At 42.3% G+C, this 26,423-nt stretch carries 20 protein-coding genes and 1 other RNA gene; 9 read left to right on the top strand and 12 right to left on the bottom strand.

Going from position 1 to position 26,423, the window contains the following annotated elements; translation table 11 throughout:
- Window positions 1-108: 108 nt before the first annotated feature.
- The 3 genes from H6F41_RS00105 to rnpB form a co-directional block, all read right to left on the bottom strand.
- Window positions 109-393, bottom strand: coding sequence for a hypothetical protein (locus tag H6F41_RS00105; protein ID WP_190401444.1), 285 nt, complete (start codon window positions 391-393; stop codon window positions 109-111).
- 451 nt (window positions 394-844) lie between these two features.
- Complete coding sequence (locus tag H6F41_RS00100; protein ID WP_242022848.1) at window positions 845-3,247, bottom strand: HD family phosphohydrolase; 2,403 nt, start codon at window positions 3,245-3,247, stop codon at window positions 845-847.
- Between the two features lie 306 nt (window positions 3,248-3,553).
- Window positions 3,554-4,002: RNase P RNA component class A (gene rnpB / locus H6F41_RS00095), an RNA gene on the bottom strand.
- 437 nt (window positions 4,003-4,439) lie between these two features.
- Here rnpB and H6F41_RS00090 point away from each other — a divergent pair.
- Entirely contained in the window at window positions 4,440-5,189 is a 750-nt protein-coding gene (locus H6F41_RS00090) for a SpoIID/LytB domain-containing protein (protein WP_322095851.1), read from the top strand.
- Window positions 5,190-5,321: 132 nt separating this feature from the next.
- The gene (locus H6F41_RS00085; RefSeq protein WP_190401441.1) at window positions 5,322-5,606 is read left to right on the top strand and encodes a 4a-hydroxytetrahydrobiopterin dehydratase; all 285 of its coding nucleotides are present in this window, start codon (window positions 5,322-5,324) and stop codon (window positions 5,604-5,606) included.
- 31 nt (window positions 5,607-5,637) lie between these two features.
- Here H6F41_RS00085 and galE read toward each other — a convergent pair whose 3' ends face one another.
- From galE to H6F41_RS00060, 5 genes are all read right to left on the bottom strand, one after another.
- Window positions 5,638-6,627: a UDP-glucose 4-epimerase GalE gene (gene galE / locus H6F41_RS00080; RefSeq protein ID WP_190401440.1), complete on the bottom strand. Its 990-nt coding sequence runs from the start codon at window positions 6,625-6,627 to the stop codon at window positions 5,638-5,640.
- A 135-nt stretch (window positions 6,628-6,762) separates the two neighbouring features.
- Window positions 6,763-7,056, bottom strand: coding sequence for a YlxR family protein (locus tag H6F41_RS00075; RefSeq protein ID WP_190401439.1), 294 nt, complete (start codon window positions 7,054-7,056; stop codon window positions 6,763-6,765).
- A gap of 181 nt (window positions 7,057-7,237) precedes the next feature.
- The gene (nusA, locus tag H6F41_RS00070) at window positions 7,238-8,461 is read right to left on the bottom strand and encodes a transcription termination factor NusA (protein WP_242022847.1); all 1,224 of its coding nucleotides are present in this window, start codon (window positions 8,459-8,461) and stop codon (window positions 7,238-7,240) included.
- 53 nt (window positions 8,462-8,514) lie between these two features.
- Window positions 8,515-8,982 (bottom strand): ribosome maturation factor RimP, encoded by a 468-nt coding sequence (rimP, locus tag H6F41_RS00065; RefSeq protein WP_190401438.1) that lies wholly within the window; start codon window positions 8,980-8,982, stop codon window positions 8,515-8,517.
- Between the two features lie 373 nt (window positions 8,983-9,355).
- The gene (locus H6F41_RS00060; protein ID WP_190401437.1) at window positions 9,356-9,574 is read right to left on the bottom strand and encodes an indolepyruvate ferredoxin oxidoreductase subunit alpha; all 219 of its coding nucleotides are present in this window, start codon (window positions 9,572-9,574) and stop codon (window positions 9,356-9,358) included.
- A gap of 441 nt (window positions 9,575-10,015) precedes the next feature.
- Here H6F41_RS00060 and H6F41_RS00055 point away from each other — a divergent pair, with 441 nt between their 5' ends.
- Together H6F41_RS00055 and H6F41_RS00050 are read left to right on the top strand one after the other, a co-directional pair.
- The gene (locus H6F41_RS00055; protein ID WP_190401436.1) at window positions 10,016-10,648 is read left to right on the top strand and encodes a hypothetical protein; all 633 of its coding nucleotides are present in this window, start codon (window positions 10,016-10,018) and stop codon (window positions 10,646-10,648) included.
- Between the two features lie 135 nt (window positions 10,649-10,783).
- A complete protein-coding gene (locus H6F41_RS00050; RefSeq protein WP_190401435.1) occupies window positions 10,784-11,917 on the top strand; it encodes a glycosyltransferase family 4 protein in 1,134 nt (377 codons plus the stop codon).
- A 20-nt stretch (window positions 11,918-11,937) separates the two neighbouring features.
- Here the strand turns inward: H6F41_RS00050 and H6F41_RS00045 are convergent, their stop codons facing one another.
- Window positions 11,938-15,663, bottom strand: coding sequence for a WD40 repeat domain-containing protein (locus tag H6F41_RS00045; protein WP_190401434.1), 3,726 nt, complete (start codon window positions 15,661-15,663; stop codon window positions 11,938-11,940).
- Between the two features lie 367 nt (window positions 15,664-16,030).
- On the opposite strand from H6F41_RS00045, the gene H6F41_RS00040 reads away from it, so the two are divergent.
- From H6F41_RS00040 to hepC, 3 genes are all read left to right on the top strand, one after another.
- On the top strand, window positions 16,031-17,131 hold the full coding sequence (locus tag H6F41_RS00040; protein WP_190401433.1) for a glycosyltransferase: 1,101 nt from the start codon (window positions 16,031-16,033) through the stop codon (window positions 17,129-17,131).
- A 48-nt stretch (window positions 17,132-17,179) separates the two neighbouring features.
- Entirely contained in the window at window positions 17,180-19,363 is a 2,184-nt protein-coding gene (locus H6F41_RS00035) for a GumC family protein (protein ID WP_190401432.1), read from the top strand.
- 522 nt (window positions 19,364-19,885) lie between these two features.
- Window positions 19,886-20,806: a heterocyst development glycosyltransferase HepC gene (hepC, locus tag H6F41_RS00030; protein ID WP_190401431.1), complete on the top strand. Its 921-nt coding sequence runs from the start codon at window positions 19,886-19,888 to the stop codon at window positions 20,804-20,806.
- 80 nt (window positions 20,807-20,886) lie between these two features.
- Here hepC and H6F41_RS00025 read toward each other — a convergent pair whose 3' ends face one another.
- The 3 genes from H6F41_RS00025 to pyk all read right to left on the bottom strand — a co-directional run bounded on the left by H6F41_RS00025 (window position 20,887) and on the right by pyk (window position 24,451).
- Window positions 20,887-21,351, bottom strand: coding sequence for a low molecular weight protein-tyrosine-phosphatase (locus H6F41_RS00025; RefSeq protein ID WP_190401430.1), 465 nt, complete (start codon window positions 21,349-21,351; stop codon window positions 20,887-20,889).
- 62 nt (window positions 21,352-21,413) lie between these two features.
- Entirely contained in the window at window positions 21,414-22,568 is a 1,155-nt protein-coding gene (locus H6F41_RS00020) for an iron-containing alcohol dehydrogenase (RefSeq protein ID WP_190401429.1), read from the bottom strand.
- Between the two features lie 110 nt (window positions 22,569-22,678).
- Window positions 22,679-24,451, bottom strand: a complete 1,773-nt coding sequence (pyk, locus tag H6F41_RS00015; protein WP_190401428.1) for a pyruvate kinase — start codon at window positions 24,449-24,451, stop codon at window positions 22,679-22,681.
- Between the two features lie 928 nt (window positions 24,452-25,379).
- Here pyk and def point away from each other — a divergent pair.
- Window positions 25,380-25,946, top strand: coding sequence for a peptide deformylase (gene def / locus H6F41_RS00010; protein WP_190401427.1), 567 nt, complete (start codon window positions 25,380-25,382; stop codon window positions 25,944-25,946).
- 262 nt (window positions 25,947-26,208) lie between these two features.
- A partial coding sequence (locus H6F41_RS18840; protein WP_242022845.1) for a helix-turn-helix domain-containing protein occupies window positions 26,209-26,423 on the top strand: 215 nt, incomplete at its 3' end.

The following is a 26,423-nucleotide window of genomic DNA, read 5'->3' as shown; positions in this document are numbered from 1 at the left end:
TACCTATCTAAAACATAAATCATGTAACAGTCTTGATCTTATAACGTCAAGACAGGGAGATCGTAAATCAGTTGATTTCTATAATAAGGATCTGTGATGCTTACAAATCTAGCGCTCATTTAAACTAAAGGACCGCATATTGATTTCTTGGAGTTCCGTGATATTTTCATGGTTATGCATGGCAGAAACTGACTCATGCGTAGAATCATTTAAAAAATTGTTGAAATTATTAGGTTGCCAAGATGTCTCAAAGGGATGGGTCGCTAGACTACAAGATTCCCATGAAGCAAGTACAGGAACGTCTAATCTTTCACAAAAACCACCTCTTCTTCCTTCAGGATTGTAGTTTTGACACAATCGACAAACTGTAACTGAGTTGTCTGAAGAGTTCATATACATTAATTTGGCTTTGCCAAATTTTATAATTGAAAGGAATTTATTAATTATCATAATTATCTCAGGTGAACAATCACTACCTATCAAGCCATAGACTTTGCCTAGATTAGCTTTCAGCGATCCCAAATTAAATCTAAATTTAACAATGTCTTAATTGATTTCTGTAATGCTTTCATAACAATCAATCTAGACATTTTTACTGTTTAGATCAGCTTTTTAAATAGTAAAGAGAATATAGAGTTTTTTATTTTTAGAATTACAACTAAGTGTTTATACTCAAAAAATACAGTCAAAAATTTGTGCTAAAAATACATCAATAAAATTTAACTAATGTAGCAATTTTAAAGTTGTGCTTAGGAAACAAACCCAGAGAATAAGTTGCAGCGCAAAGCGCCGCAACTTATTCTCTGGGTTTTGATGTGTCTTACTTTGTCGTAAAAGCAAATAATTATTTCAAAGCAATTTTTTTGCTTCCTGTTTTCCCCTGTGCTATGGCTGAATCTTTACTTTCACAAAGATGATCTGGCAAAGCTGAACCTGATGGATCGAGTTTGTCGGCTAGGTGTGGATACTTAATTCTGCCGTGGTTGCGTTCTTGCCATACTTTAATAAATACGGGGGCAATGCGATCTAAGTCTTGCCAAGTTAAGGAACAGTCCTTTAGTTGACCATCATCCCAGCGAGCTTGAAAGATACGCATCAGTAGGGTTTTAGCAGCTTCTAGTGTGGTTTCTGTCCCTAAAGATCGTAAAGCGGCTTCACAGGCATCGGCTAACATTACAATCCCTGTTTCACGAGACTGGGGGATGGGGCCAGCATAGCGAAAGTCTGACTCGGCGACATGATCTGAACGTTTTTGGGCTTGACAATAAAAATAGGTAATGGCGATCGTGCCTTGATGTTCGGGAATAAATGCTTGCAGCATCTCAGGAAGATGATACTTTTGGGCTAGTTTAATGCCACCTGAGACATGCTCTTTGATGATTTTGGCGCTATTCCAAGGATCATTAATTTGGTCATGGGGATTGGGTTGCCCCATTTGATTTTCGATAAAATACTCAGGTCTGAGGGTTTTGCCAATATCGTGATACAGCGTACCTGTTCGCACAAGCGTTGTATCTGCACCCAATTCACGGGCGGCTGCTTCTGCGAGGTTGGCAACAAATAAAGTGTGTTGAAAAGTGCCAGGGGTTTCGGTGACGAGGCGACGTAGGAGGGGGCGGTCAAGATTGGCGAGTTCAGCTAGTCGAAATGGTGTTAGGGCGTAAGAAATGTGCTCTAGATAGGGAATTGAGCCAAGGGCAACTATGGCGGAAATTAGTCCGCCCGAAGCATACTGAAGTGCCGTAAGTACGATCAATATTGGCGGTGCTGAACCTGTAACCATGGCGATTGCAATATATACAGCCGCCTGTACACAGCCAACTAATAGCCCTGTTGCGGCTAAATGAGATCGCGTTAAGGGGCGATTGGTAATTGCCGCAGCCACAACTGCGCCAACTAGTACGGGCAATAGAATCAGCAGGTCAGAACTAATCGCGATCGCTAATAGCCCTGAAGTAAGCACAGTAATCAGCAATGCTAATCGGGAGCTATAGAAGCTACCAATAATCAAGCCCATCGAGGCTAGTGGCACAAACACGAGCGTACTGGGAGAAGACATCAGCACCGTTGCTAAGGTGCTGCCTGTACAGACAATTCCCAGAGCCAAGAGATCCTTGACATGCAATTTAACCTTTAGTAAATATTGCCATCGTCGATTGGCATAGGCGAGAATTGCAAAGGCGATCGCAGTGCTTGTCCCCATCACTAGCAAGCCCTTGAGGTTGATTTGTCGTTGGGTCATCTTCAGTTCATCCAAAATGACAAACTGACGCTCCGTAATTTTTTCGCCACCTTTAACAATTAAATCCCCTGACTTGATCACAATGGTTTGGGGTTGCACGGACTCAGACGCTTTAATGGCTCTTTCCGCAGTCCCCACGTAGTCAATGGTCATATTGGGCTTAGTGGTGGAGGCAAGCAGCGCCATTGCCATTGCCCGATGCTCAACATTAGCTGGCAAATTGTTTAGGTTAGCAATCCTAATTTGCAGCATCTCATTGGGCAACCCAGCGACAATGCCTGATGCTTGTAGGTCGATCAGAGCTTGCCTAGTTAGTTTTTTCGCGTTTTCCCATTCTTCATTGGTCATTTCCAATAGACGATCGCGAAACATCTCTGGCCCCTTTGCCGCTTGCTCCTTGGTCATAGAGTAAGCCTGACGAACTTCCGTAATCTTCGTAATTAAGTTTTGATAGTCTTGGCTCGGTGCTTTGATTTTGTAAAGAGCTAGCTCTGAAACTGCGATCGCAGAAGTTACTTCCTGAGCTTCTTGATTACGTTCGAGCAAATTGGTAATAGCGCTAGGCTGACCATTGGCAATTAATGCTAGCCGATTGACCCGTTCTTGCAATTGCATCCATTCTAGATCGGGAATTTGCCTGAAATACCTTTGCACCGCATCACTTAGGATGTTGCGATCAACATAGGGCAAATTCCCTGAAGATATCCGCAAATTGTCCCCCACCCTGAGCATCTCTTCTAGGTGTTTGAGCGCATTAGCATCGCTATCAGGTTTACTGCGATAGACGGGAACTACTTGCTGTCTAGCGGCTTCCTTGGCTTGCTTAGTTGCCTCAATATCCGTCGCCTCTATGGTGCGCGGCGATCGTAAATCCTGATCAACAAATGTGCCGACCCCCAACCTTGGCTCAGAATAAAAACGCATACTGAGGGTGGACAGGAGACAAGCAAAGGTAATTCCGATAATCGCTCTACCAGACCACTTTTGCGATATGCGTCGGGTCATGTTAGGGAGCGCTGATGATTGGGTGGGAGCAATTCCCATAATTTAATTACTCTAGTTAAAAAGGGTTCGTAAGAACAAATGCAGGTTGAGTTTGCTTGAACTTGGCGATGGCTTCATCTTGAGATCACAAAACTTAAGCGATCATGTCTAATCTCCAGATGTACCAGGTTTTAAGAGTGGGTTTTAGTCAAAAAACATAAACTATATCTATTTTTTTAGTGTTTTCTGAATATTCTGTAACACAACAGCAATCCCAAAAAAGAGGTGATGGTTAGTCTTGTTTGGATATTTTATCGGATTTGTTGATAGAAAGAGTAAGACATAAGCCGGGTTCTGTTTTGGGAGTTGATAACAACTGCCCTAGCGGTTATCTATCTGGGATATTTGTTACCAAATACCTCTTGCGGCACACACTTAACTACGCTTGCCACGCTTTCGCGCACTAAACGCAGTTAAGTCACGGAAATAATGTCTATTGAAGATCGCAACACTTATTTCCTCTCGCCTTGCTTCCGACTGGGGTTTACCGAGCCAGAGCCTCACGACCCTGCTGGTGCGCTCTTAACACACCTTTGCACCCTTACCTAACCGAAGTTAGGCGGTATCTTTCTGTGGCACTATCCTCACGATTGCTCGCACTGGGCGTTATCCAGCAGCCTGATCTTCTTGGAAGCCCGGACTTTCCTCAAAATCCGTACTTAAAGCAAATTTTCATTATACTTTAAGACTAATTTCGCAACTGCTCGCTTACTCTTTCCATCTACCATTATGTACTACAGGTATGGCATAGCAAGCTTTACAGGAAAGATTGTTAGAAAGCTTACAGGATGGAGTTTGATCTGAAAATACTCAAAATGTACACTCCACCGTATTTACAGCTTGGAAACATACACCGACTTAGTTCAGTCTTTTAGTTAGACTCTAAACAATAGCAAAAATAAATCAAATTCATGTCAAAGCCAGTATGCGATCGCAAAAATAATGTTTAGCAATTGTTTATCAAACGTAAATTGTTTTGCTAAACTATGTGACTAGATAAGGATTAACTAAAATATCTTAGTTAATCCTTATCTAGGCTTTATAAAAAGTTCACTATATTCTTTGCTTACAGGTGTGAGTGGTTAGCTAAATAATGATGAAACACTTATCCAAAGGGCTATACACGCTAACTTTGTCCCTAATATTAGTAATAGTGGCAGGAGTCTCTCAGGCTGCTGCTTCAAGTTTATTAAGGGTTTTGGTGAAGGAAGAAAATAGCTCCAAAATGTCTGTAGCTGTCACCCAGCCATCTACCCTTCAAGCCGCAGGACAAGCAAGCCGTCGTCTCGACCCCGGTCAGTGGTATACGCTACCACTTACATCGACCTATCGCATTACTCCTAGCAATAATGGACTAGTGCAAGTAGGTAGCAATCTTTATCCTGGTGAAGTCGAACTACGGTCTTGGAATAACAAGGCAATTGCGGTGAATGTGTTATCACTCGAAGAATATCTCCGCAGTGTTGTTCCTAGTGAAATGCCCGCTAGTTGGCACATGGATGCCCTGATGGCGCAGGCTGTTGCTGCCCGTAGCTATGCTGTCAATACGCAGCGTCAGCGCAAGTGGGGTGAAGCTCCCTACGACCTAGTCAGTGATACCCGTGATCAGGTTTATAAAGGCTTTTACCGCTTTGATCCGCAAACAGGTCGAGCCACACCGCTAATTCATAGCCGTAGCGATCAAGCCGTTGCTTCAACCGCAGGTTATATGCTCCGTCCGGGGTTCAAAGGTTATTATCGCGCCCGCCTTCCTCGAAACTGGATTAGCTGGGGTGGTGGCTATATGCCCGTCTCTGATGGACAGCACCTTGATCAAGAAATGACCCAACAAATGGCTGAAAATGGCTGGAATTGGGTACAAATTCTATCTTGGTGGTATCGAGATCAACCAATCAAACCATAAAAGTATCAAAAGCGAGTCATGTATGACTTGTTTTTAGTTTAATTTTGAGTTTAACAAGGGCGACACTTAGTGTCGCCTTTATTTTTTAGATATGTGTCAATATAGAGCCTAACTCTATATTTTGTGAAATCTATGGCTATTCAAAAATTGTCAGCAGTCGAAATCTCATCTGCGATCGCAAAGTTGGCAGGCTGGGCAGTGGTTGATCATAAATTGCAGAAAAACTTTAAATTTAGTAACTTCGTTGAAGCCTTTGGCTTTATCAGTAAAGTGGCGATCGTGTCCGAAAGTATGGGACATCATCCTGAGCTTTTCAATGTCTATAACAAGGTCAGGATTGATCTAACTACCCATGATGCCAATGGAATCAGCCTTCTCGATGTTGAGCTGGCTCAAAAAATTGATAAACTCATCTAGAAACAAAAGGGACGCAAAGCATCCCTTTTGTTTAACCATGGCGCTTTTGATGCCACTGCCAAGCATGTTGCAAAATTAAATTTAGATCTGCATATTTAGGTTGCCAATTCAAGATTCTTCTTGCCTTGTCAGCACTGCCCACTAACGCAGGTGGGTCACCCGCACGGCGATCACCCATGACCACATTAATCGCTTTGCCCGTAATCTGCTTTGCCGCATCAATCACTTCTTTAACTGAGAAACCATTGCCATTACCCAAATTAAAGATTTCGCTCTGATTGCCATCAAGTAAATATTGCAAACCTAAGACATGAGCTTCTGCGAGGTCAGTCACATGGATATAGTCGCGAATACAAGTCCCATCGGCTGTCGGATAATCTGAACCATAGACAGTGATTGCTTCACGCTTGCCCAAAGCCACTTGCAAAATCAAGGGAATCAGATGGGTCTCAGGGTTATGATCCTCGCCAATTTCTCCTTGAGGATCAGCACCTGCAGCATTAAAATATCGAAAAATTACTGACTTTAACCCATAGGCAACATCGAAGTCCTGCAAAATTCGCTCAACCATGAGTTTGGTTGCCCCATAGGGATTAATTGGTGCTTGGGGATGCTCTTCGGTAATGGGAATCTGTTGTGGCACGCCATAGCTAGCACAGGTTGAGGAAAACACAAAATTTTTGATATTGGCGGCCACCATCGCTTCGAGCAAAGATAAAGTCCCCACCACATTGTTGCGATAGTATTTGTCAGGCTGACTCACTGACTCCCCAACATAGGCATAGGCAGCAAAATGCATCACTGCACTAATTTTGCGATCGCGAAATAATTGATCAAGCAAATTGCGATCGTTAGTATCACCAACAATCAACTCAGCCCCTAAAGTTGCTGCAATATCTTGATGACCATAGACAAGATTATCTAAAATCAAAACCTCATAGCCAGACTGTTGCAAAGCTTTTACAGCATGGGAGCCAATATAACCAGCTCCACCTGTGACGAGAATTGTATGCTTGCTCATAAGTTTTTGATTGTTTTTAAATAATTCTATGATGGGTACTCAGCAACAAAATTACACTACATTATCTAGTTCTTGCTAAGAACACAAACTAAAAACAAATAGCAGCGCACTGCGCTGCCACTTGTTTTTTGGGCTTTACAAGGTTTCAAGTCGAGATTTGAGAATATCAAAAATCTCAGGAGGAATATAGGTGCGGAGCGCTCTCCCTAAACGATTCTTCTTTTGGGCAATTTGCAAACAATCCAAATTTTGACATAAATACGCCGAACGCCCCATACCATGATCAAGTTGGATCTGAAATTGATTAAGGTGTTGATTTTGATCATGATCATTGCCAACTGCGATCGGTACACGTACCACACGCCAAAAATGATCGCGCCTAGCGACACATTGGCAACTCACGCAACGACGGTGTAGTTTCAGAGCCAAACTCAATTACTCCCACTTTCCTTACTTCTGATTCCAAATTTTATAGCTATCGCCACTTATACAACGCTTTGCGCTTACTTAAAACTCAAAAATATTTTTGTACTACTTAAAGCCTCAATAGGCTGTAAATAAACAAAAAGCGAGTTGCGGCGCTTTGTGCCGCAACTCGCTTTTTGTTTATTTAATAATTTTCGTCATCATTATCTTCCTCATCCTGAAGATCCGCCGCAGTCAAAACATTGTTTTGAGCCTTCCTTTCTTCCTCTGCATAATCATATTTAGACAAATTTTTAATGTCAATTTTCCAACCCGTCAAGCGAGCTGCCAAACGCACATTCTGACCTTCCTTACCGATCGCCAAACTGAGTTGATCTTCAGGCACAATCACATGGGCAATCCTTTCATTAGCATTGATCAAACGGACTTCATGGATTCTGGCAGGACTTAACGAATTTGCAATATAGGTCGATGGATCGGGAGACCAACGGATTACATCAATTTTTTCGCCCCGCAATTCCGAAACAACTGCCTGAATCCGAGCACCCCTTGCACCAATGCAAGCGCCCACAGGGTCAACATCTCGCTCTAGGGTGTCAACAGCAATCTTCGTCCGAGGCCCCACCGCCGATGAAGGAGGATTGGCTTCTCTTGCCACTGCCACGATCCGCACAATTTCTTCTTCAATTTCAGGCACTTCATTGGCAAACAGATAAACCACTAAGCCAGCATCGGCGCGAGATACCAATAGCTGCGGTCCACGACGTGAACCTTCAAACACCTTCTTGAGATAAACCTTGATTGTAGTATTGGGGCGGTAGGGTCTTTCGGCGACTAATTGTTCTCGCTTAGGCAGTTCGGCTTCGACTTCAGGCTGACCAAAACCACTGCTCACTGCCACAATCACTGAAGTTGTTTCAAAGCGAAGCACCCGACCTTGCAAAACTGTCCCTTCAATATCCTGAAACTCTTCTTGAATAATCTTGCGCTGCTGATCTCTGAGTTTTTGAGCCAACACTTGCTTGGTCTGGATCGCTGCCATTCTTCCAAAGTCTCCCTGCTCTGGGGTGACATCAACTACTACTGTGCCGCCAGCTTGGGCTTCAGGGGCAACTTCACGTACCTCTAGCAAGCCAATCTCATGATCAGCATTACTGACCTCATTGACAATAGTTTTGGTAGCTAAAACCCGAAATCCTTCTCCTTCAAGATCTAGCTCGACATCGAAATTATTAAAATATTCCTCTTCAAAATTAATGCCATCAGAACGATAGGTTTTGCGAAAGCGCTCATAGCCCTTTAATAAAGCTTCGCGGAGGGCATTTTGGACAGCATGTTTGGGTAGATTGCGCTCCTTACTAATCACCTCAACCATTTGTGCTAATCCAGGCAAATTCAACAATGACATAGGTTTTTCTCGCTGTTTATTCTATTTTTATTTTGTTGTCTTAATTTTGGTATCTATTCCGAATCTGCTTTTGCTAGCTCAACACGATCAATCAGATGGCGGGGAATATTAACAATTCGACCTTTGATACTGATCGCCACCTGTGTGTCATTGCGTGACACCAGATGCCCAGTCCAAGTCTGCTTACCATCATGGGGAACTGTAGTAAAGACATTGACCATAAAACCTTTAAACGCCACAAATTCGCGATCGCCCTCTAGATGCCTTTCTGCGCCTGGACTAGAAATCTCCAACACATAGGCTTGAGGAATCAAATCAATCGCGTCAAGAGTTGGCTCTAGGGCACGGCTCATTCTCTCACAGTCATCTAGTCCCGTATTTTGGTTAGGATTACGAATATCGACCCGCAGCACTACAGGATTTTTATTAGTATGCAGTACGACATCGACGACCTCTAGCCCAAGGGGCGAGGCAACTTCTTCAGCAATTTGAGAGATTTGCGGAATTAGAGGGTGACTCATAAGGGATTACGGTTTTGGACTTTTTAGTGTGAGCTTTTTAGAGGTTTTGAGCTTGATTGGTATAAATCATGGGAACAAGCCGTCAAGAGCAAGTTTAAAAACAAACTTAAAAACAAAAAAGTGGACAATATGTCCACTCTTTGAGTGCTTTGATCTTAATGCGATCGCAGAAACACCAGCATCACAGTTGTGATGTCCTAGGTATTGTAGATCTGAGTGCTATCTGCAATACCTGCAACAGATAAAACTCAAATTAATCGCTTCGGAGCTTGTGTGCTACAGGGCAAACACAACTATTTGCGTATCTACTCTATTTGCTTGCCTGTTAGCGCTAATCCCAATATTATCATGCAATGCGATTAAGGTAAAAATCTTAAATCACTAATTCTGGACGTTCTTCTGGCAAGATTGCACCTTGAATCGGACAAACCTGCAAGCAAACGCCACAGTCAATGCAGATATCGGCATCAATCTTAAACCAAATCGTTCCTTTTTCATTCGCGCCTTGCCCCTGCTCAATACAAGCAACTGGACAGGCTGGCACACAGTCAGCTATGCCCTCACATATGTTTGAAATAATCGTATAAGCCATACTAAATATGTAGCTCAGAGAAATAAAGTAACTTTGTATATAACTTATATATAACTTATATATAACTTTTTGGCGAAAATTAATGCAAGGTTAGGGGTTGTACTTAAAATTTTTTCGTGTAACATATACCTATTACCTATGAAATCATAGCAAAATACAGTAAGTCATACGAAATCCTCTGCTCAAAGGTCTAGTTGTACCCCTGCCCCAATGAGATTTACTCTAATCGGTGGTAATGAGCCTAAAGAACCGAAGTTCTTTGGAGATAATGATGACAAACTTCTAGTAGTTCTAGTAACTTGACCATGACGAGGTTAAGTGGTGGTGGTAGTTTGTAAGACCGCACTGGCTATTACAGCGTCAATTAGATTTTCTCAACAAGTGCCTGCTTCGAGCAAGCCACTCTTGTTAAACCCATCTATATTGATTGCAATAAAAATTATGAAATCTTCTGCACTTACTCTCGGATTAGGAATTGTCGCTGCTGCTAGCTCTGTTGTGATTGGAGCATCTGCAGAAGCTGCTACTCTCTTGTTTCATGGTTTCAACCTTAACGGTAGCCAGTTTGAGTTTGACTTTATTCCTCCCACTGACGGTGCTTTTAAATCACAACTGTTTGTGACTCAATCTACTCCGTCTACTGTGGTACAAACTTTGTTTGTTGAGCCTAATAGCAATGATGGATCTGTAACCCCTAGTGGCATTGTTGGGTCTGGCAGCTGGGCTGCGACTTCTGGTTTGTACATCATAGGATGGGGTACTAAGGGTCTTGCTGAAGGTAGTTCTATTCCTGTTGGTTACAATTCTGTCTACTCTAATTCTGTTTACCCTCCTAGTAACACACCACACTTTAGGCTAACAGGTTCTAGCCCTAGCAGTGACGGTTGGTATACCTTTACAATTGAAGACATTATTAATGGCGGCGACAGAGACCATAATGATGCCAAATTCAGAGTCCGTGCTGTTCCAGTTCCAGTTCCTGCTGTCGTTCCTGGTATTGCCTTGGCTGCTGCTTTCTTTGGTAGCAAGGCTCTCAAGCGCAACAAAAAAGAAACTAGCGCAACTATCGCCTAGTTATCACTTGATAAATATTGCGTTACCTGTGTCAACGTAGTATTTAAAAAGAGATTATCCATATCTTTACAAAGCCGAAGGTAGTACTACTACCTTCGGCTTTTGTGTAACACACAACCGATATTTAGAAAAATTATGAAAACATTACAGCTAGGTACAGGCTGGTTTCTAGAAGAGGCGGGGGGATTGGCGAGGGTTTACTACGGGTGCGTCAAGCATTTACCCCAAGTTGGGGTTGAGGTAAATGGTTTAGTGATTGGATCTGAGCATATCTCTGCCACTTCGGGAGGTAAGGTACAGCCATTTGCGATCGCAAACAGCTCGATCTGGAAACGATTACTAGGGGTAAGAAAAGCAGTTAAGCAAATATTGACAACTTCGCAGTTTGATGTGGTCACATCTCATTTCGCACTCTATACATTTCCTGTACTAGATCTCCTTGGCAAGCGACCATTAGTAATTCATTTTCACGGACCTTGGGCTTTAGAGAGTCAAGCAGAGGGGGCAAGCAAGCTATCGGTCTGGGGGAAATGGGTAATTGAGAAGTTGGTATATCAGAGAGCAAGTGCCTTTATCGTCTTGTCGGAATCATTTCGACAGGTTTTGCATCAAAGCTATGGTGTACCGCTAAACAAGATTTTTATCGTTGGGGGAGGGATTGACACAGCAGAATTTAATCTGGATTTGACGCGGGAGCAGGCAAGGAAGAATCTTGGTTGGCAAAGAGGTCGCCGCATTATCCTGTGTGTGAGGCGATTGGTACAGCGTATGGGGTTAGAAAATTTAATTGCGGCGATCGCAATAGTGAAGGATCAATATCCTGATGTCCTATTACTAATTGCTGGTAAAGGGGCAATTGCAGACAACTTGCGATCGCAAATTCAATCATTACAACTAGAAAATCATGTACAACTATTGGGATTTATTCCCGATCAAGACCTTGCAATCGCTTATCGAGCCGCAGAGATGAGTATTGTGCCAACCGTTGCCCTAGAAGGATTTGGACTAATTGTAATTGAATCCTTAGCAGCAGGCACACCCGTATTAGGCACACCAATTGGTGGTATTCCTGAGATTTTACAACCGTTTTCTCAAGATCTGGTTTTAGAAGGTAGCACCACAGACCAATTAGCTAAGGGCATGATTGAGGCTCTGTCTGGTAAGCGGCAGATGCCCAGTGCAGAAGCATGTCAAACCTATGTGAGACAAAACTACGACTGGCAAGTAATTGCTAAGCAAGTCAAATCAGTTTATACACAAATTTTATAACTTTCGCCACCCACTAATTTTTACTCCTCAATCGCGCCCAACGCGATCAATTTTGCCTTTTGGGCAGCAGTGAAACCCGTTGCCTCATTAATATTTAGCCCCTCATAGGGACGTGGCTCACGATAAGTTGTTACACAATCACCAGTGGCAACATTCCAAAGTCGAATCGTTTCATCGCGGCTACTACTAACCAGCCACTTACCATCGGGTGAAAATGCGATCGCATAAATATTCCCAGTATGTCCAACTAGCCGTTTAACCACATCACCACTCTGCCAATTCCAAATGATTATTTGTGAATCTTCTCCTGCACTAGCTAGTAGTTCAGTTACAGAATTAACAGCAATAGTTAGAATATTATGACCATTACCAATTCGTTCAGGAATTAACTCATTACTTTTGGTATCCCAACGATAAACCGTCTTCTCTCCACAAACAAAAGCCAAATCTGACCTTTGCGGTACGAAAACTACATTAGAAGTCAACACAAATGACTGCTCAATACTTTGAATACATTGCCCCGTCTTAGTATCCCAAAGCCTCAGCGTTTTATCACGGCTACTACTAATTAGATGGCGATTATCAGGACTAAATGCGATCGATACAATCGCTTCCCTATGACCATGTAAAACTTGGAGACATTCCCCAGTCACAATATCTCTTAGTTTGATCACCTTACTAGTTTCTCCAGTCGCCAACAACTTACCATCGTGACTAAAGATTAATGTCCTTGCTAAATCAGGATGCTCCGTAACTGTGATTAAGCAATTACCACTACTAACGTCCCATAACTTAACAGTACAATCCTCCGCACAACTAGCAAGTAATGTGCCACTAGGGCTAAATACAACTTCCCAGACATGTCCAGCATGTCCTTGCAAAGTGCGAATACATTTACCAGATTGCACATCCCAAAGACGAATAATTGAATCATCTCCCCCACTTGCTAACAGGCTCTGCTCTGGGTTGAATACGACCGACCTTACAGCATTTGTATAGCCCTGTAAGATCCGAAACTGCTGCCCCGATGTAATCTCCCAAAGATTTAATAGATGCTCATTAAAATTTTGATCGATGTGACCACTACCAGCATTAACAGTGCTTTTATCTGTCCATGACCTACCCGTATGACCTTGAAAAGTTCGTACACATAATCCTGTATCTATTTCCCAAAGCTTGATCATTTCATCACCACTACTACTCGCCAAAATTTGACGATGGGGATGAAAGGCTACAGAGCGTACCCAATGATTATGACCTGTTAGTACCTTCACACATTGACTAGTGTGGAGATCCCAAAGTCGGATCGTGCGATCGCCACTACCCGTTGCTAATATCGCACCATCATGACTCAACCCCACCGCAAACACTGTATGGGTATGACCAGTAAAAGTCTGGACACATTTACCTGTCTCTATCTTCCATAATTTTGTAGTTTTATCTTCACTGCCACTAGCTAATACATTACCGTTATGGCTAAACGCAATTGACCACACAATATCTGTATGACCAGTCAAAACTCGCAGACATTTTCCCGTCTCAATGTCCCACAAACGAACTGTGCAATCATCACTGCTACTAGCTATTAAAGTACCCTTAGGACTAAAGACAACAGATTCGACAATATCTTCATGTCCATGCAAAGTCTTAATACATTGTCCTGATTTCCATAGACGCACAGTACGATCAGCATGACCACTAGCCAAAACTCTACCATCAGGGCTAAATGCAACAGACTGCACTGCACCGATGTACCCTTGTAAGGTATTTAAGCAATCCCCTGTGGATACATCCCATAACTTAATTGATTGATCAATACTGCTACTCGCTAGCACAGTACCTTCAGGATTGAACGCTACAGAGACAACCCAACCTTTATGACCACGATAGGTGAGAAGCGGTCTCCCATCACTGACTTGCCAAAGATGGATATCCCCTCTAGTATCCCCAATTGCCAGTAATTTCCCATTCGCACTAAAAGCTACTGACAGGACACCACCAATTACCTCAGCAAAAACTGAGTTAATCACATCAGTCTTTGCAAAATTAACTTGATGCAACTTGACTTCAGCCAAATAAGCTTGGCGGATTGCTAAATACGAAAAGTCTGCGCCCGTGAGATTGATCCCAAGATGGCACAACAGGTTAATAATATTGCCGCCACCATACCCAAAAGTCGATTTAAGCTCTCCATCTGGTCGCAACTCGCGTCGGCGCAACTCTTCTAATGTTCGGAATAATTCCTTTGCAATCATTTGCTTACTGCCCAAACGACCCAATAACTTGGCAACTAAGGGTTCCAAAATTAGGAGAATTTGACTTTGGCGAATATAGTCCTTTGTCGTAGCTTTAATTAGGGCATAGTGGCGCAGATAGAAAAGTTGTTGATTTAACTTCAACTGAATATTAGGTAACAAGCCTAAAGGCTGTTCTTGGATAATTTCCCGATAAATCTGATCAACTAGTGTATTGGTGACAAACTCCATAACCACAGGTTGCTGAGTAAAACCCGTAGCCGTATGCTCAACTAATGACCGACGCTTGAGAGACTGGAGCGACATCATCAGTTCATTTTGATCAACTGTTGGCACAATATCGGTACGCAATTCGTCGGGCTGGACTGGCTCACGATTAATTGCTAACCAGAGCATTACTTGTTTTTCATGGGCGGTCAGCCTTTGATATTGCTGGCCAATTAACTCACTGATGCCACTAAAAATGATGGTTTTCTGTTCTAGAAATCGCTCAATACTACCTGAGTAAATTTCTTTGATTGAAGTTGCCGCAATCTTCAGCGCCAAAGGATTACCTCGATACCAATCCACTAGGCGATGTAATTCCGTAGAGATAGATTTGACACCCTTATCTTCCAGAACCCTTTCGGCGGCAATTTCGTCCAATCCGTTCAGTTGCAAAATTCTTACGGGCAAAACATCACCCTCTAAAGTCGCGACTTCTTCTGGCATCTCGCGACTGGTAATGACAACACAACTGTTGTGAGAAACTTCGCCAATTTTCCTTAACAAAGAGCCGTAGCTTTCATAGTCTTTACGATATGCACCAGCTTGCAGCTCATCCTTTAAAACTGATTCAAAGTTATCTAATACTAGTAAACAACGATAACGCTGCAAATACTCCATTAAGCGAGAAATTAAGGCTTGGGGATCACTAGTATCGGGAATTTCTTGTTTTTGAGATAGGAAGTGAATGACTGAGGCTAAGGTTGCGCTTGGCGTATTTACATTATTTAGAGATCGCCACATTACAAAATCAAACTTATTTTGTAAATGGTGAGCCAATTTGACAGAAAGAGAAGTTTTACCCAATCCTCCCATCCCCAAAATTGCAATCAAGCGACAGTGATCAACCTCAATCCAATTTTCTAAAATATTAAGTTCAGACTCTCGACCATAAAAGAAGGTAACATCTACCACTTCTCCCCAATCTTGATGACTAACTGCTTCGGGGGAACTAGCGTCTAGACTTACTTTTCTGGACTCCATCTGACGACGAATCACACTTTGTAGAGAATTTTTGGTCACTTTTTCCCCAAATGTCTCCGTCAACATATGCCAGAGCTTATGGCTGGCTAACTTGATGTATCCAGGTTCATAACCACTTTGCTTAGCAATTTCGCCGTAGGACATTCCCTGCCACACCGCTAAAAAGATCGATTTTTCGACTTGATTAAATCCCCGTTTTTTTAACGATAACTCTGCAAATGTCATCGCTTCATGGGCTTTCATAGATGCGCCTTAGATGTGTCAGGTGTACTAAGTAAATGAGTATAACTTTGAGGATAACTTTTGTATAACTTCATGATTTTTATTCTAAGTCGTTTCATGATGTGTTGTACTTTGTAGTAGATATTTGTTATATCGCCTCTGAATCTCGATAGTTTTTACAGTCTAATGAAGTAAGGGAGCATCTTCCTGTCTAAGATGAGAAAACGAAGATCCTATAGCAATTCTCATGTTGGTGAGTTACAGACAAGGGGCTTAAGCCCTTTGTTCAGCTAGCCTGGTGTGTAGCTTCCTAGACTGAAAACCGCTATATGTATCTCGGTTGATTAAAAAGCGCTATAACAAATTTATTCATTTCTCCCCAAATTACATGAAAGTAGCTCTAGTTCATGACTATCTTACGCAGCGCGGTGGCGCAGAAAGAGTATTTGAACTGCTATGCAAGCATTTTCCAGATGCAGATATTTATACATCTGTGTACGATCGTCAAAATACGATATTCATGGGAGATCGAGCAGTACGTACCACTTTTTTGCAGAATATAGTAGGTACTCGCAAGTATTTCAGATTATTTGCGCCATTTTATTATGCCGCTTTTAGTGGATTAAATCTTCAAAAGTATGACTTAATTCTAAGCAGCAGTGCTAGTTTTGCTAAAGGTGTTCAAAAGCATCCTGATGCAATCCATGTCTGTTTTTGTCATAACATTACACGTTTCCTTTGGGATACAAACACATACTTGCGAGAGTATGGGATGTATAGCTTTCTGAAACCTATAATTGAGCTATTTTTCAGGAAGATGCGTCAACAGGATATTTTTTATTCTCAATCTCCTGATTACTATGTTGCCAACTCCACAACCGTTGCCAAACGCATTAAAGCAACTTACAACAGAGATGCTGTAGTGATCAATTATCCAATTGACGACCAACGCTTTGTGTTTTCAGATCAAAAAGATGATTATTGTCTTGTATCTTCGAGACACCTTAGTTACAAGCGTCTTGATCTTATCGTTGAAGCCTTTAATTCTCTGTCAATGCCACTCATAATTACGGGAGAAGGGCCTGAGACAAAAAAATTGCAGGCAAAATCAGGTGCAAATATCCGATTTCTAGGACATGTTAGCGATCGCGATCGCTGTAATCTTATGTCAAAAGCAAAGTTTGTCATTATTGCCGCTCTAGAAGATTATGGACTTGTACCAATCGAAGCCAATGCTAGTGGTACACCTGTGATTGCCTACGGTGCAGGTGGTGTTATGGATACCCAAATTTCAGGATTAACAGGCATACTTTTTGAGGAGCAAACTGTAGAATCTTTAAAAAATGCAGTGATAGAAGCCCAATCTATTGTTTGGGACTATTCTAAAATTCGAGATCATGCCATCTCTAATTTTTCAGAATCCGTCTTTTTTGCTAAGGTAGATAGGCTACTAGCAGAACTCTGTATAGATAAAGAGCATAGGGCATAGTTTAAAAGCTAAAAGGTTTACTTTCAGAACTACACAAAGGATAAATGCATGAATGTAAATGCTGCTCAAACAACTAATTTTGCGATCGCAGAGCAAGATCTTGGTTATGGCAAAATTTTTGCTGTTCTTGCCCGCAGGCGATTCTGGATTTTGGGTGGCTTGGGACTAGGCTTAGTCATAGCAGTGTTCATGAATATTAATACTAAGCCCCGCTACACCAGTATCATGCGCTTATTAGTCGAATCAGCCTATAGATCCAGATCTTCGACATTTATTGATTCCAATGTTCAGGTTGACTATGCCACACAGCTAACATTGCTACAAAGCTCTTCCATGTATCAAAAAGCTGCCAATTTACTAGCGGCTGAATATCCTGATATTACTAGTGAGGAATTACAATCCCTAGAACTGGGGATGTTAGGAGAAAAAGAAAGCCAGACCAAAATTGTCGAAGTAAAATACACCGCTCTAGATCCTGTTAAAAGCCGACAGGTTTTAAAAGCATTTCAAAAGGTATACACAGATTATAACCGTGAACAGCAAGAAAAGCGTTTGCAGACGGGCTTAGCGGGGATTGACGAACAAATCGCCGATCTCAGAAAAAACATTGATGAAACTGCTGGGGCAATTGAAACATTTCGACGAAACAATAACTTATTTGATGCAACTCAGAGAGTGACCGAAGTCACATCAGCATTAAATGGCATCGAACAACAACAGCGCAGTACCAAACTGGAATATGACCAAGCAAGTGTACGTTTACAATCTTTACAACAAAAATTAAACCTATCTTCTGAAGATGCGGTTTTGTTGACACGCCTAAACCAATCCCAGCGATATCAAGCACTAGTATCAGAAATGCAAGGTATTGAAGTGGCACTTAATCGCGAAAAAGCTAGGTTCCAAGTTAGCACTCCTATAGTTGAGGCTCTTGAGTTGCGGTTTAATCAACAACAAGCTAGCCTCGAAGAGGAAAGAAGAAGCATTTTAGGAGATGCAGATTTATCCAGAGCATCTCAATGGAATGGGGATCAACTGAGTGGGGTTGACCTTGCGCTAGCCAATCAAATTGTAGAAGCCCAAACGCAAATGACTTTGTTGCAATCAAGGCTTGAATCCCTAGCATTACAGGAAAGAAATCTCAAAGCAGAAATTAATCGTTTGCCCAAGTTATTGGGGGAATATGAAAATTTACAGCCCAAGCTCCAAGTCCAGCAAGAAACATTACAAACACTGATCAAAAATCGTCAAGATCTCACCCTAGAAATTGCCCGTGGTGGCTTTGATTGGCAGATTGTTGAGGAGCCAAATCTTGGATTTACAGATTCAGGGGACGCTTTACGCAGAAACTTATTGTTAGGGCTAGTTGCGGGGCTATTTATCGGTGGAATGGCAGCCTTTATCCGAGATATGCAAGATGATACTGTCCGCACCTATGATGAACTTGAGCAACAGATTTCTTCCTTGTCACTATTGGGCATGACTCCTCAGTACATGCAGGTTGAAGAGTCAGGTGCGAATTTCATGCCCCAGTTTCTAAAAGGGCAGACTATTTCCCCTCTTACCATTGAAATAGTGCAATGGCTACCGTTTCGCGAATCTTTAGATCTGATCTTTAAGAACATTCAGCTCAGCAGCTATGCACAAGAGCCGAATGTTCGCTCAATTGTCATCACATCTGCGATCGCAGGGGAAGGTAAATCAACAATTGCGCTTGGTTTAGCAACCAGTGCTGCCCGACTGAATAAACGGGTATTACTGATTGACGGTGATATGAGAGTCCCAACTTTACATAAAAAACTCAACTTACCCAATGATCGGGGATTATCAACCTTATTGGCTAGCCAAGGCAGTATTAATAGTCAAGAAGTTATTCAATCTTCTAACTCAACTATTGATATTCTCACCGCAGGACCAATTCCCAGTGATTCTGTGGCTCTCCTCAGCGCTGAGTGTATGCAGCAATATATCTCTAACTTTGAGCAGGAATATGATCTGGTAATTATTGACTCACCGCCTGTGCTAGGTACAGTTGACACAATTCAAATAGCCTCTTGCAGTGGTGCAACTATTGCCGTAGCACGTATTGATCGGATTACCCGTGGTGAATTTTCGCAAGCAATCTCAGTTCTCCAAAAGCTAAATTTAATTGGTGTTATTGCCAATGCTGTGAAGGAACTACCCCACACCTATAAATCAGTCGCAGTCAAAGACGATGATGATGACGAATAGTTGATTTAAGTCGCTAGGTACAATTAAATATAAAACTCCAAAACATGTGGCACACACTGATCGTATATCACATGTTTTGGAGTTTTAACTATATAGCAAGGCAAGAGTTCGCTAGTACAAATCAAAACGCCAGAAGACGATTGGCTGCGCGGAGCGCAGCCAATCGTCTTCTGGTTTTATGTCCTAAGCAAAAAAAGTTTTGCTATATCTAGCTAATTAGCAATAGCTGAAAATTTTCATGAATGAGGTTTTGGTGTTGGTCATCTCTTGCCTATGAAGATGGCTATAACTTTTATATAACTTTTAGTATTACCTTTTACTAACTTATGGTAGTTGCTATCTCTGTGAAATTAGTAGATAAATATATATAAGGAAAGCTACACAGTATTTATGTAGATCGTTGGGTAGCAGAAAATTAAGCACAAATACGCAGACAGTGGAACTAAATTCTAGATGTATCCGTCATTGCTGCAATCCATCATAAATCTGGTATTGCCATATCGTTAAACATAGAGGGAAGAAATGACTGGTCTAATCGTCAATAAATTGTCAAAAGATGCACTAATCAATCTCCCCAAAAGATCGATATTAACGAATGCATCAAATTATTTATACAAATGTAGACTGCTCGTTAACTCCCTACTAGATAAGAGCTTGATAGGGTTAGAGTCTGTCAAAAACTCACTAGATCAATCACTAGATAACTTTGCTGATAAGAATATGATTCTAGTTGAACCTGAGATCGGCGAATTGAAACTCAAGAACTTAGCAGATGTATGCCAAAGATCAAATAAGTCGGTATTTTTAAATCTACCAGAGGCTAGTGAGCTTCCTCAGCACAACCGAGCTATATCATGGAGTATCAAGCGTATTACCGACTGGCTAGCAGCATTAATCATCTTGATTATCCTTAGTCCTATTATGCTCATCCTCGCCGCTATTATTGGCGGCACGTCACAAGGGGATATATTTTTCTATCAATGGCGTGTTGGCGAAAATGGTAAGTTATTCCGAATCATCAAGTTTCGCACCATGATTACTGATGCGGATAAGTTACACCATCTGGTGATGACTGGTCAGACTGGACTGCATAAATGTGAAGATGATCCAAGAATTACCAATGTTGGTAAGTGGATGCGTAAGTACAGTCTTGACGAATTGCCTCAACTTTTTAATGTTTTACGGGGAGAAATGAGTCTTGTGGGTCCCCGTCCTTGGGCTTTGTATGATGCCCTTAGGATTAGTGGTGATGGCAAAAGAAGATTAAAATCATTGCCTGGTGTAACAGGTGCTTGGCAAGTGAGCGCAAGATCGACCATGCTTGATCTCGATGCGGTTACGGAGTGTGATTTAAGTTACCTGCGTAGTTGGAGTTTATGGTCAGATCTAAAAATCCTATTAATGACTGTTCCGAAGGTTTTATCTGGTTTTGGAGCGTGTTAGACAAATTAACCACTAGAAACAAGTTGCGGCGCAAAGCGCCGCAACTTGTTTCTAGTGGTTAATAATGCCGATAAACATCGCTATTTTAATGATTTGAGTAATCCTGTACAGGCATCAAATAGCAAATCAATGACGTAATTAAATCCGTCTGAGCCGCCATAGTAGGGATCAGGCACTTCTTGATCATTGTGAGTTTGGCAGTAGTCACACATCATCTTTACCTTGTCCGTAAATTTACCTTGCGGATCAAGGGCAAGAATGTTGCGATAGTTATCTTTATCCATTGCCAAGATCAAATCAAATTCTCGCAAATCCATTGCTTCGAGTTGTCTTGCTGAGCCAACAAAATTTAACCCTCTTTCTTTTGCGGCAGCACGCATACGACGATCGGGTGGTGCACCCACATGCCAACCACCAGTTCCTGCGGAATCACAGACAATGCGATCGCAAAGTCCTTCCTGCTCCAGCAAATGATTCATAATATTTTCCGCCGCAGGGGAGCGGCAGATATTGCCAAGGCAAACAAAGAGAAGTTTTTTGGTCATATTTCTATTCAAATAAACTCTACACAAGGTGCTGCAAAGCAGCACCTTGTATAGACAAAAAATTAGGCGCAGAGCGTTAAAACTTGCTCGACAACCTTGGGCGTGACATCTTGATGTTCACCTAGGGCAATAAAACCGCGTTGTTTAAAACGATCGGTAATTAGAGGAATTACATCTAGTCCCACACCATAGTCTGACAATTTAGTACGCACACCAACAGCTTCAAAAAATTCACGAGTTTTTTGAATTGCCTGATCAATTCGAGCATCTTCAGTACCATCGGATAGCCCCCAAACGCGATCAGCGTATTGCAGCAACTTTTGGCGTTTGCGATCGCGCTGCACTGACAGCATATTCGGCAACACGATCGCCAAAGTCTGAGCATGATCGATACCATGCAATGCCGTTAGTTCATGACCAATCATATGGGTTGACCAATCTTGAGGGACACCTACACCAATTAAGCCATTGAGCGCCATCGTCGCACACCACATCACATTGGCACGGGCTTGGTAATCATGGAGATCCGCCAAGGTTTTTGGGCCCTCTTCGATCAAAGTTTGGAGGATTGACTCCGCCATCCGATCCTGTAGTGGCGCATTAGCAGGATAGGTCAAATACTGTTCCATCACATGGGTATAAGCATCAACAATCCCATTGCTCACTTGGCGTAGTGGCAGTGAGTAGGTCGTTTCAGGATCGAGGACTGAGAACTTAGGAAATACCAAAGGACTTGCAAAGAAAAGCTTCTCTTGGGTTGCCGCCTTGGTGACGACAGAGTTCGTGTTCATCTCTGAGCCAGTCGCGGGTAAGGTCAACACTGCACCGAAAGGAACTGCCGATTTAACAAGTGCTTGTTTTGCCAAAATATCCCAAGGATCACCTTCAAAGGGAACAGCCGCTGCAATAAATTTTGTGCCATCGACAACGGAGCCACCTCCCACCGCGAGCAAAAAATCAATTCCTTCGGCGCGAATTAGTTCCACGGCTCTCATCAAGGTTTCTAGATGGGGATTTGCTTCAATGCCACCAAATTCCAGAAAATTACGACCTGTGAGAGCAGCTTTTACCTGTTCGTAAACCCCGTTGGATTTGATACTACCACCGCCATAGGTGATCAGGATTTTGGCATTAGCAGGAATTTCTGCCGCAATATTTGCAATTTGACCTTTGCCAAATAGAATCTTGACGGGATTATAAAAAGCAAAATTTTCCATGATTAACTCATAAAACATTAAAGTTGATGCTCATACCCTGAGCAAGGAGCTTAAGCCCCTTGCCTATGTAATTGATTTACACAAGATACTTTGCACCAACTTTAATATAACTAAAACGCTAGATCGTCCGACCGTGAGCCAGAGTAGATCATCCCTTTGCTGAAGTTGACGCTCAGTGGCTCGCCATCACGAATAAAGCCCGTAGCATTTTTAACCCCAATCAAAACAGGGATGCCCAATCTTCTACCAATAACTACGGCATGGGATTCGAGGCTATCATCTTCCGTAATTACCGCCGATGCCTTGCGAATAACGTCGATGTAGTCAGCATCGGTGCGATCGATGACAAGAATTTCACCTTCATGGAAATCGCGGACATCTAAGTGATGGAATGCGACCCTAGCACGACCATGGACGATGCCAGAGCCAATGCTTAGACCTTTACCCACCACTGAAGAGACAAACTCCACCTTAATCAAGTCTGTAGATCCTGCTACGTCTTGCAATGTACCTGCTGACATAACAACGAGATCGCCAGCCGTTAGCAGCTTCATCTCTTGCGCAAGATTGAGTGCCGCTTCAAAGTTTTGTCTGGCGGAGGGTAGAGATACTAGCACTAGGGGCTGGACACCCCAAACCATTTGCAATCGTCGCGCCACTTGGACATTGGGCGTAACTGCCAAAATTGGGATTGGTGGTCTGAATTTACTGACGTTGCGAGCCGTAGAGCCTGTTTTGGTCAGGGTAACGATCGCTGCTGCATTTAATTGCATGGCAATATTACCAACCGCTTGACTGATCGCATTGGGAACTGCACGTCCCATACTTTCGAGAGGCTGCATTTGCAAGTCTTGTTCTCTCTCAATTCTGACAGCAATTCTTGCCATGGTTTCCACAGCCAAAATCGGATATTTACCAACCGCAGTTTCGTTAGAGAGCATCACAGCATCAGTTCCATCGATAATCGCGTTGGCTACGTCCGAGATCTCCGCACGGGTTGCACGAGGGCTGTTTACCATACTGTCGAGCATTTGCGTTGCGGTAATTACGGGAATACCTAAACGATTAGCGGTTTTAATCAGTTGCTTTTGGGCAATTGGTACGTCTTCGGCAGGGATTTCTACACCCAAATCACCACGGGCTACCATCACACCATCGCAGACGGAGAGAATCGCTTCCATATTGGCGATCGCTTCGTGCTTTTCGATTTTGGCAACTACACTCGCTTTCCGACCAGAAGCGGCAATTAGTTCTTTAACCTCAAGGACATCTTCAGGGTTACACACAAAACTTAGGGCAACCCAATCAACGCCTTCAGACAGCCCAAAGCGTAAATCTTCACGATCTTTATCGGTCATCGCACTGACGGATAAATGCACATTGGGGAAATTCACCCCTTTATTATTTGAGAGCGTGCCGCCAATGACTACACGACAATATAAATCACCTAATTCAACATTTACAGCTTCGACGACCATCTCCACTTTGCCGTCATCAAGCATGATCACCGCGCCCACAGGCACTTCTTCAGCGAGAGTTTCATAGGTGATGCAGCTAATTTCTGATGTACCAGGGACTTGGCGGCTGGTGAGTATAAATTTATCGCCTCTGTTTAATGTGATTGGTCCATCTTTAAATACCCCAAGGCGAATTTTGGGACCTTGTAAATCCTGCAAAATACCGACAGGTTGATTTAATTCACTGGATACTTGGCGGATATTACAGATGCTGCGATGGTGGTCAGCATGAGTGCCGTGGGAAAAGTTGAGGCGAAAAGTGCTTGCGCCTGCTTCAATAAGCTGGCGGATCATATCGGGGCTACTGGTCGCGGGTCCAATAGTAGCAACAATTTTTGTGCGACGAAAAGTTTCTCTAACGGTCATGGATTGTCAGCTAACGGCGAACCTCAAACATACCAGAATCTCATGACAATTCTTCAAATTGTCATTACTCTTTGGTTCATAAGTGACATTAAGGGATGATTCTCAGCTAAGCGAAAATTTCACTATCCTTAAACCCACGCCATCCCATGTCATCAACATTGTAAACTTCATAACCTCTAGATAAAAAAGGCTGCTTGAGTTTTCTAATCAGAAGATTTTCATCCAATATAATCATCAAGCAGAATACAGCCTATTGAGGCTTTGAGTAGTGCAGAAATATTTTTAAAAGCGGCGCGAAGCACCGCTTTTAAAAATATTTCTGGGTTTTAATAAAGCGCAAAGCGCTGTATTTCTGAGCAATTAATAATTTAGCAGCACTTTCCAAACCCCTCATGAATTGTGATTTTAGATAAGAAAAATCATCAATAAATTCGGCTAAAGATCTCTCATCTTCAAGATAGTCAAAAAAAGTTTACAAAGGAACTCTCTTTCCCTTAAAAACTAGAATTCCACTCATAATATCGAGATCGCGATGAATAATCCCTTTGATTTCTAATAATTTATAGAGATTTCGACACTAATGAGGTACAGTCAAGGGGCTTAAGCCCCTTGACTGGTATAGGTTGCAGTAAAATCATGCATACCTCACTAGGTCAAAAATTGCTATATCTAATCATAAATTTCTCTACGATCTCCAATCTGATGAATAAAAAGCATTACGTCCAATCGTTGGAGATAATAAAGTGCTTTCTGCTACTGACACACTTCTAAAGCTAAAGTGGATATGAACCAAACAGTAAATCCAAAAAACAACTTAAGAGCAAAATCAGTAGGTAGGAAGCTATCTGATTTGATAACAAGTGACGATAGCTATATGTCAAAATGAGAGTAGTTCTGTATAAGCTTATTTTTGACAAGCTCACTGGTAATGTCTGCAATCTCCATCAAAGTTCCCAAACAAAAAATCAAAAATCCACCCCTAGACATTCATACATTAGGCGATCGCGTTTTGCGCCAACCTGCCAAACGAATTAGCAAAGTAAATGACGAAATTCGCCAGATCATTGTGGACATGCTGCAAACCATGTATAGCAATGATGGCATTGGGCTTGCCGCGCCACAGGTTGGTATTAACAAGCAGTTACTAGTTATTGACATCGAATTGAAGGATGAAGACAAACCACCTCTAGTCATGATTAACCCTGAAATCAAAAGTTCAGGTGGCGATCTGGTCAATGGGGAAGAGGGATGTTTGAGTATTCCTGAAGTCTTTCTTGATGTTGTCCGTCCCGATCGAGTTGAGGTATCCTATCGCGATGAGGATGGCAGACCTAAGCATTTAATTGCTGAGGGATTGCTGGCTAGGGTAATTCAACATGAGATGGATCATCTCAATGGGGTGTTGTTTGTGGATCGTGTTAAAAATGCGATCGCACTCAACAAAGAATTAAGCGCCCATGGTTTTACATCTAGAGATGTGCAAGCAGTTAAGTAATTATTAGTAGAGAACTTGCCGTGCAAAGCGCGGCAATTTTTTTTTAAGTAGCCATGCAGAATTATTTACACATATCCGAACTAATGGGAAGATTCTAAGAATCACCATATCCGAACTAATTACTGTGAGACTAATTGAGCCACTTTCGCCCGAAACGACAAAACTACTGTGGCGAATCTATCGTCAAAGTAACCGCTTTGCAATTCGGCAACGAGCACACTGTATTCTTTTGAGTGCTCAAGGCATGAGCATAGGTCAACTAATGCAAATTTTCGATGTGAGTCGCAAAACGATTCATAACTGGTTTGTGGCATGGGAAACACAGAAGTTAGTGGGATTGTGCGACCGAGCAGGAAGAGGACGTAAACCAACGTTTACCCCAGAGCAGCAAGAACAGATAAAACAATGGGTGAATGAATCGCCGAAACAACTCAAACGAGTGCTGCAAAATATTGAGGAAAAATGGAAAATTAAGGT

It is taken from the genome of Pseudanabaena mucicola FACHB-723, from assembly GCF_014696385.1.
In the GTDB taxonomy this organism is placed as follows: domain Bacteria; phylum Cyanobacteriota; class Cyanobacteriia; order Pseudanabaenales; family Pseudanabaenaceae; genus Pseudanabaena.
The sequence above is the reverse complement of the archived record's forward strand: the minus strand, read 5'-3'. Positions and strand labels throughout refer to the sequence as shown.

Bases quoted from the DNA above. Each gene is read 5' to 3' on its own strand.
- H6F41_RS00105 (WP_190401444.1), bottom strand. From the start codon at position 393: ATGAACTCTTCAGACAACTCAGTTACAGTTTGTCGATTGTGTCAAAAC.
- H6F41_RS00100 (WP_242022848.1), bottom strand. From the start codon at position 3,247: ATGACCCGACGCATATCGCAAAAGTGGTCTGGTAGAGCGATTATCGGA.
- H6F41_RS00085 (WP_190401441.1), top strand. From the start codon at position 5,322: ATGGCTATTCAAAAATTGTCAGCAGTCGAAATCTCATCTGCGATCGCA.
- galE (WP_190401440.1), bottom strand. From the start codon at position 6,627: ATGAGCAAGCATACAATTCTCGTCACAGGTGGAGCTGGTTATATTGGC.
- nusA (WP_242022847.1), bottom strand. From the start codon at position 8,461: ATGTCATTGTTGAATTTGCCTGGATTAGCACAAATGGTTGAGGTGATT.
- rimP (WP_190401438.1), bottom strand. From the start codon at position 8,982: ATGAGTCACCCTCTAATTCCGCAAATCTCTCAAATTGCTGAAGAAGTT.
- H6F41_RS00060 (WP_190401437.1), bottom strand. From the start codon at position 9,574: ATGGCTTATACGATTATTTCAAACATATGTGAGGGCATAGCTGACTGT.
- H6F41_RS00055 (WP_190401436.1), top strand. From the start codon at position 10,016: ATGAAATCTTCTGCACTTACTCTCGGATTAGGAATTGTCGCTGCTGCT.
- H6F41_RS00050 (WP_190401435.1), top strand. From the start codon at position 10,784: ATGAAAACATTACAGCTAGGTACAGGCTGGTTTCTAGAAGAGGCGGGG.
- H6F41_RS00045 (WP_190401434.1), bottom strand. From the start codon at position 15,663: ATGAAAGCCCATGAAGCGATGACATTTGCAGAGTTATCGTTAAAAAAA.
- H6F41_RS00040 (WP_190401433.1), top strand. From the start codon at position 16,031: ATGAAAGTAGCTCTAGTTCATGACTATCTTACGCAGCGCGGTGGCGCA.
- H6F41_RS00035 (WP_190401432.1), top strand. From the start codon at position 17,180: ATGAATGTAAATGCTGCTCAAACAACTAATTTTGCGATCGCAGAGCAA.
- hepC (WP_190401431.1), top strand. From the start codon at position 19,886: ATGACTGGTCTAATCGTCAATAAATTGTCAAAAGATGCACTAATCAAT.
- H6F41_RS00025 (WP_190401430.1), bottom strand. From the start codon at position 21,351: ATGACCAAAAAACTTCTCTTTGTTTGCCTTGGCAATATCTGCCGCTCC.
- H6F41_RS00020 (WP_190401429.1), bottom strand. From the start codon at position 22,568: ATGGAAAATTTTGCTTTTTATAATCCCGTCAAGATTCTATTTGGCAAA.
- pyk (WP_190401428.1), bottom strand. From the start codon at position 24,451: ATGACCGTTAGAGAAACTTTTCGTCGCACAAAAATTGTTGCTACTATT.
- def (WP_190401427.1), top strand. From the start codon at position 25,380: ATGTCTGCAATCTCCATCAAAGTTCCCAAACAAAAAATCAAAAATCCA.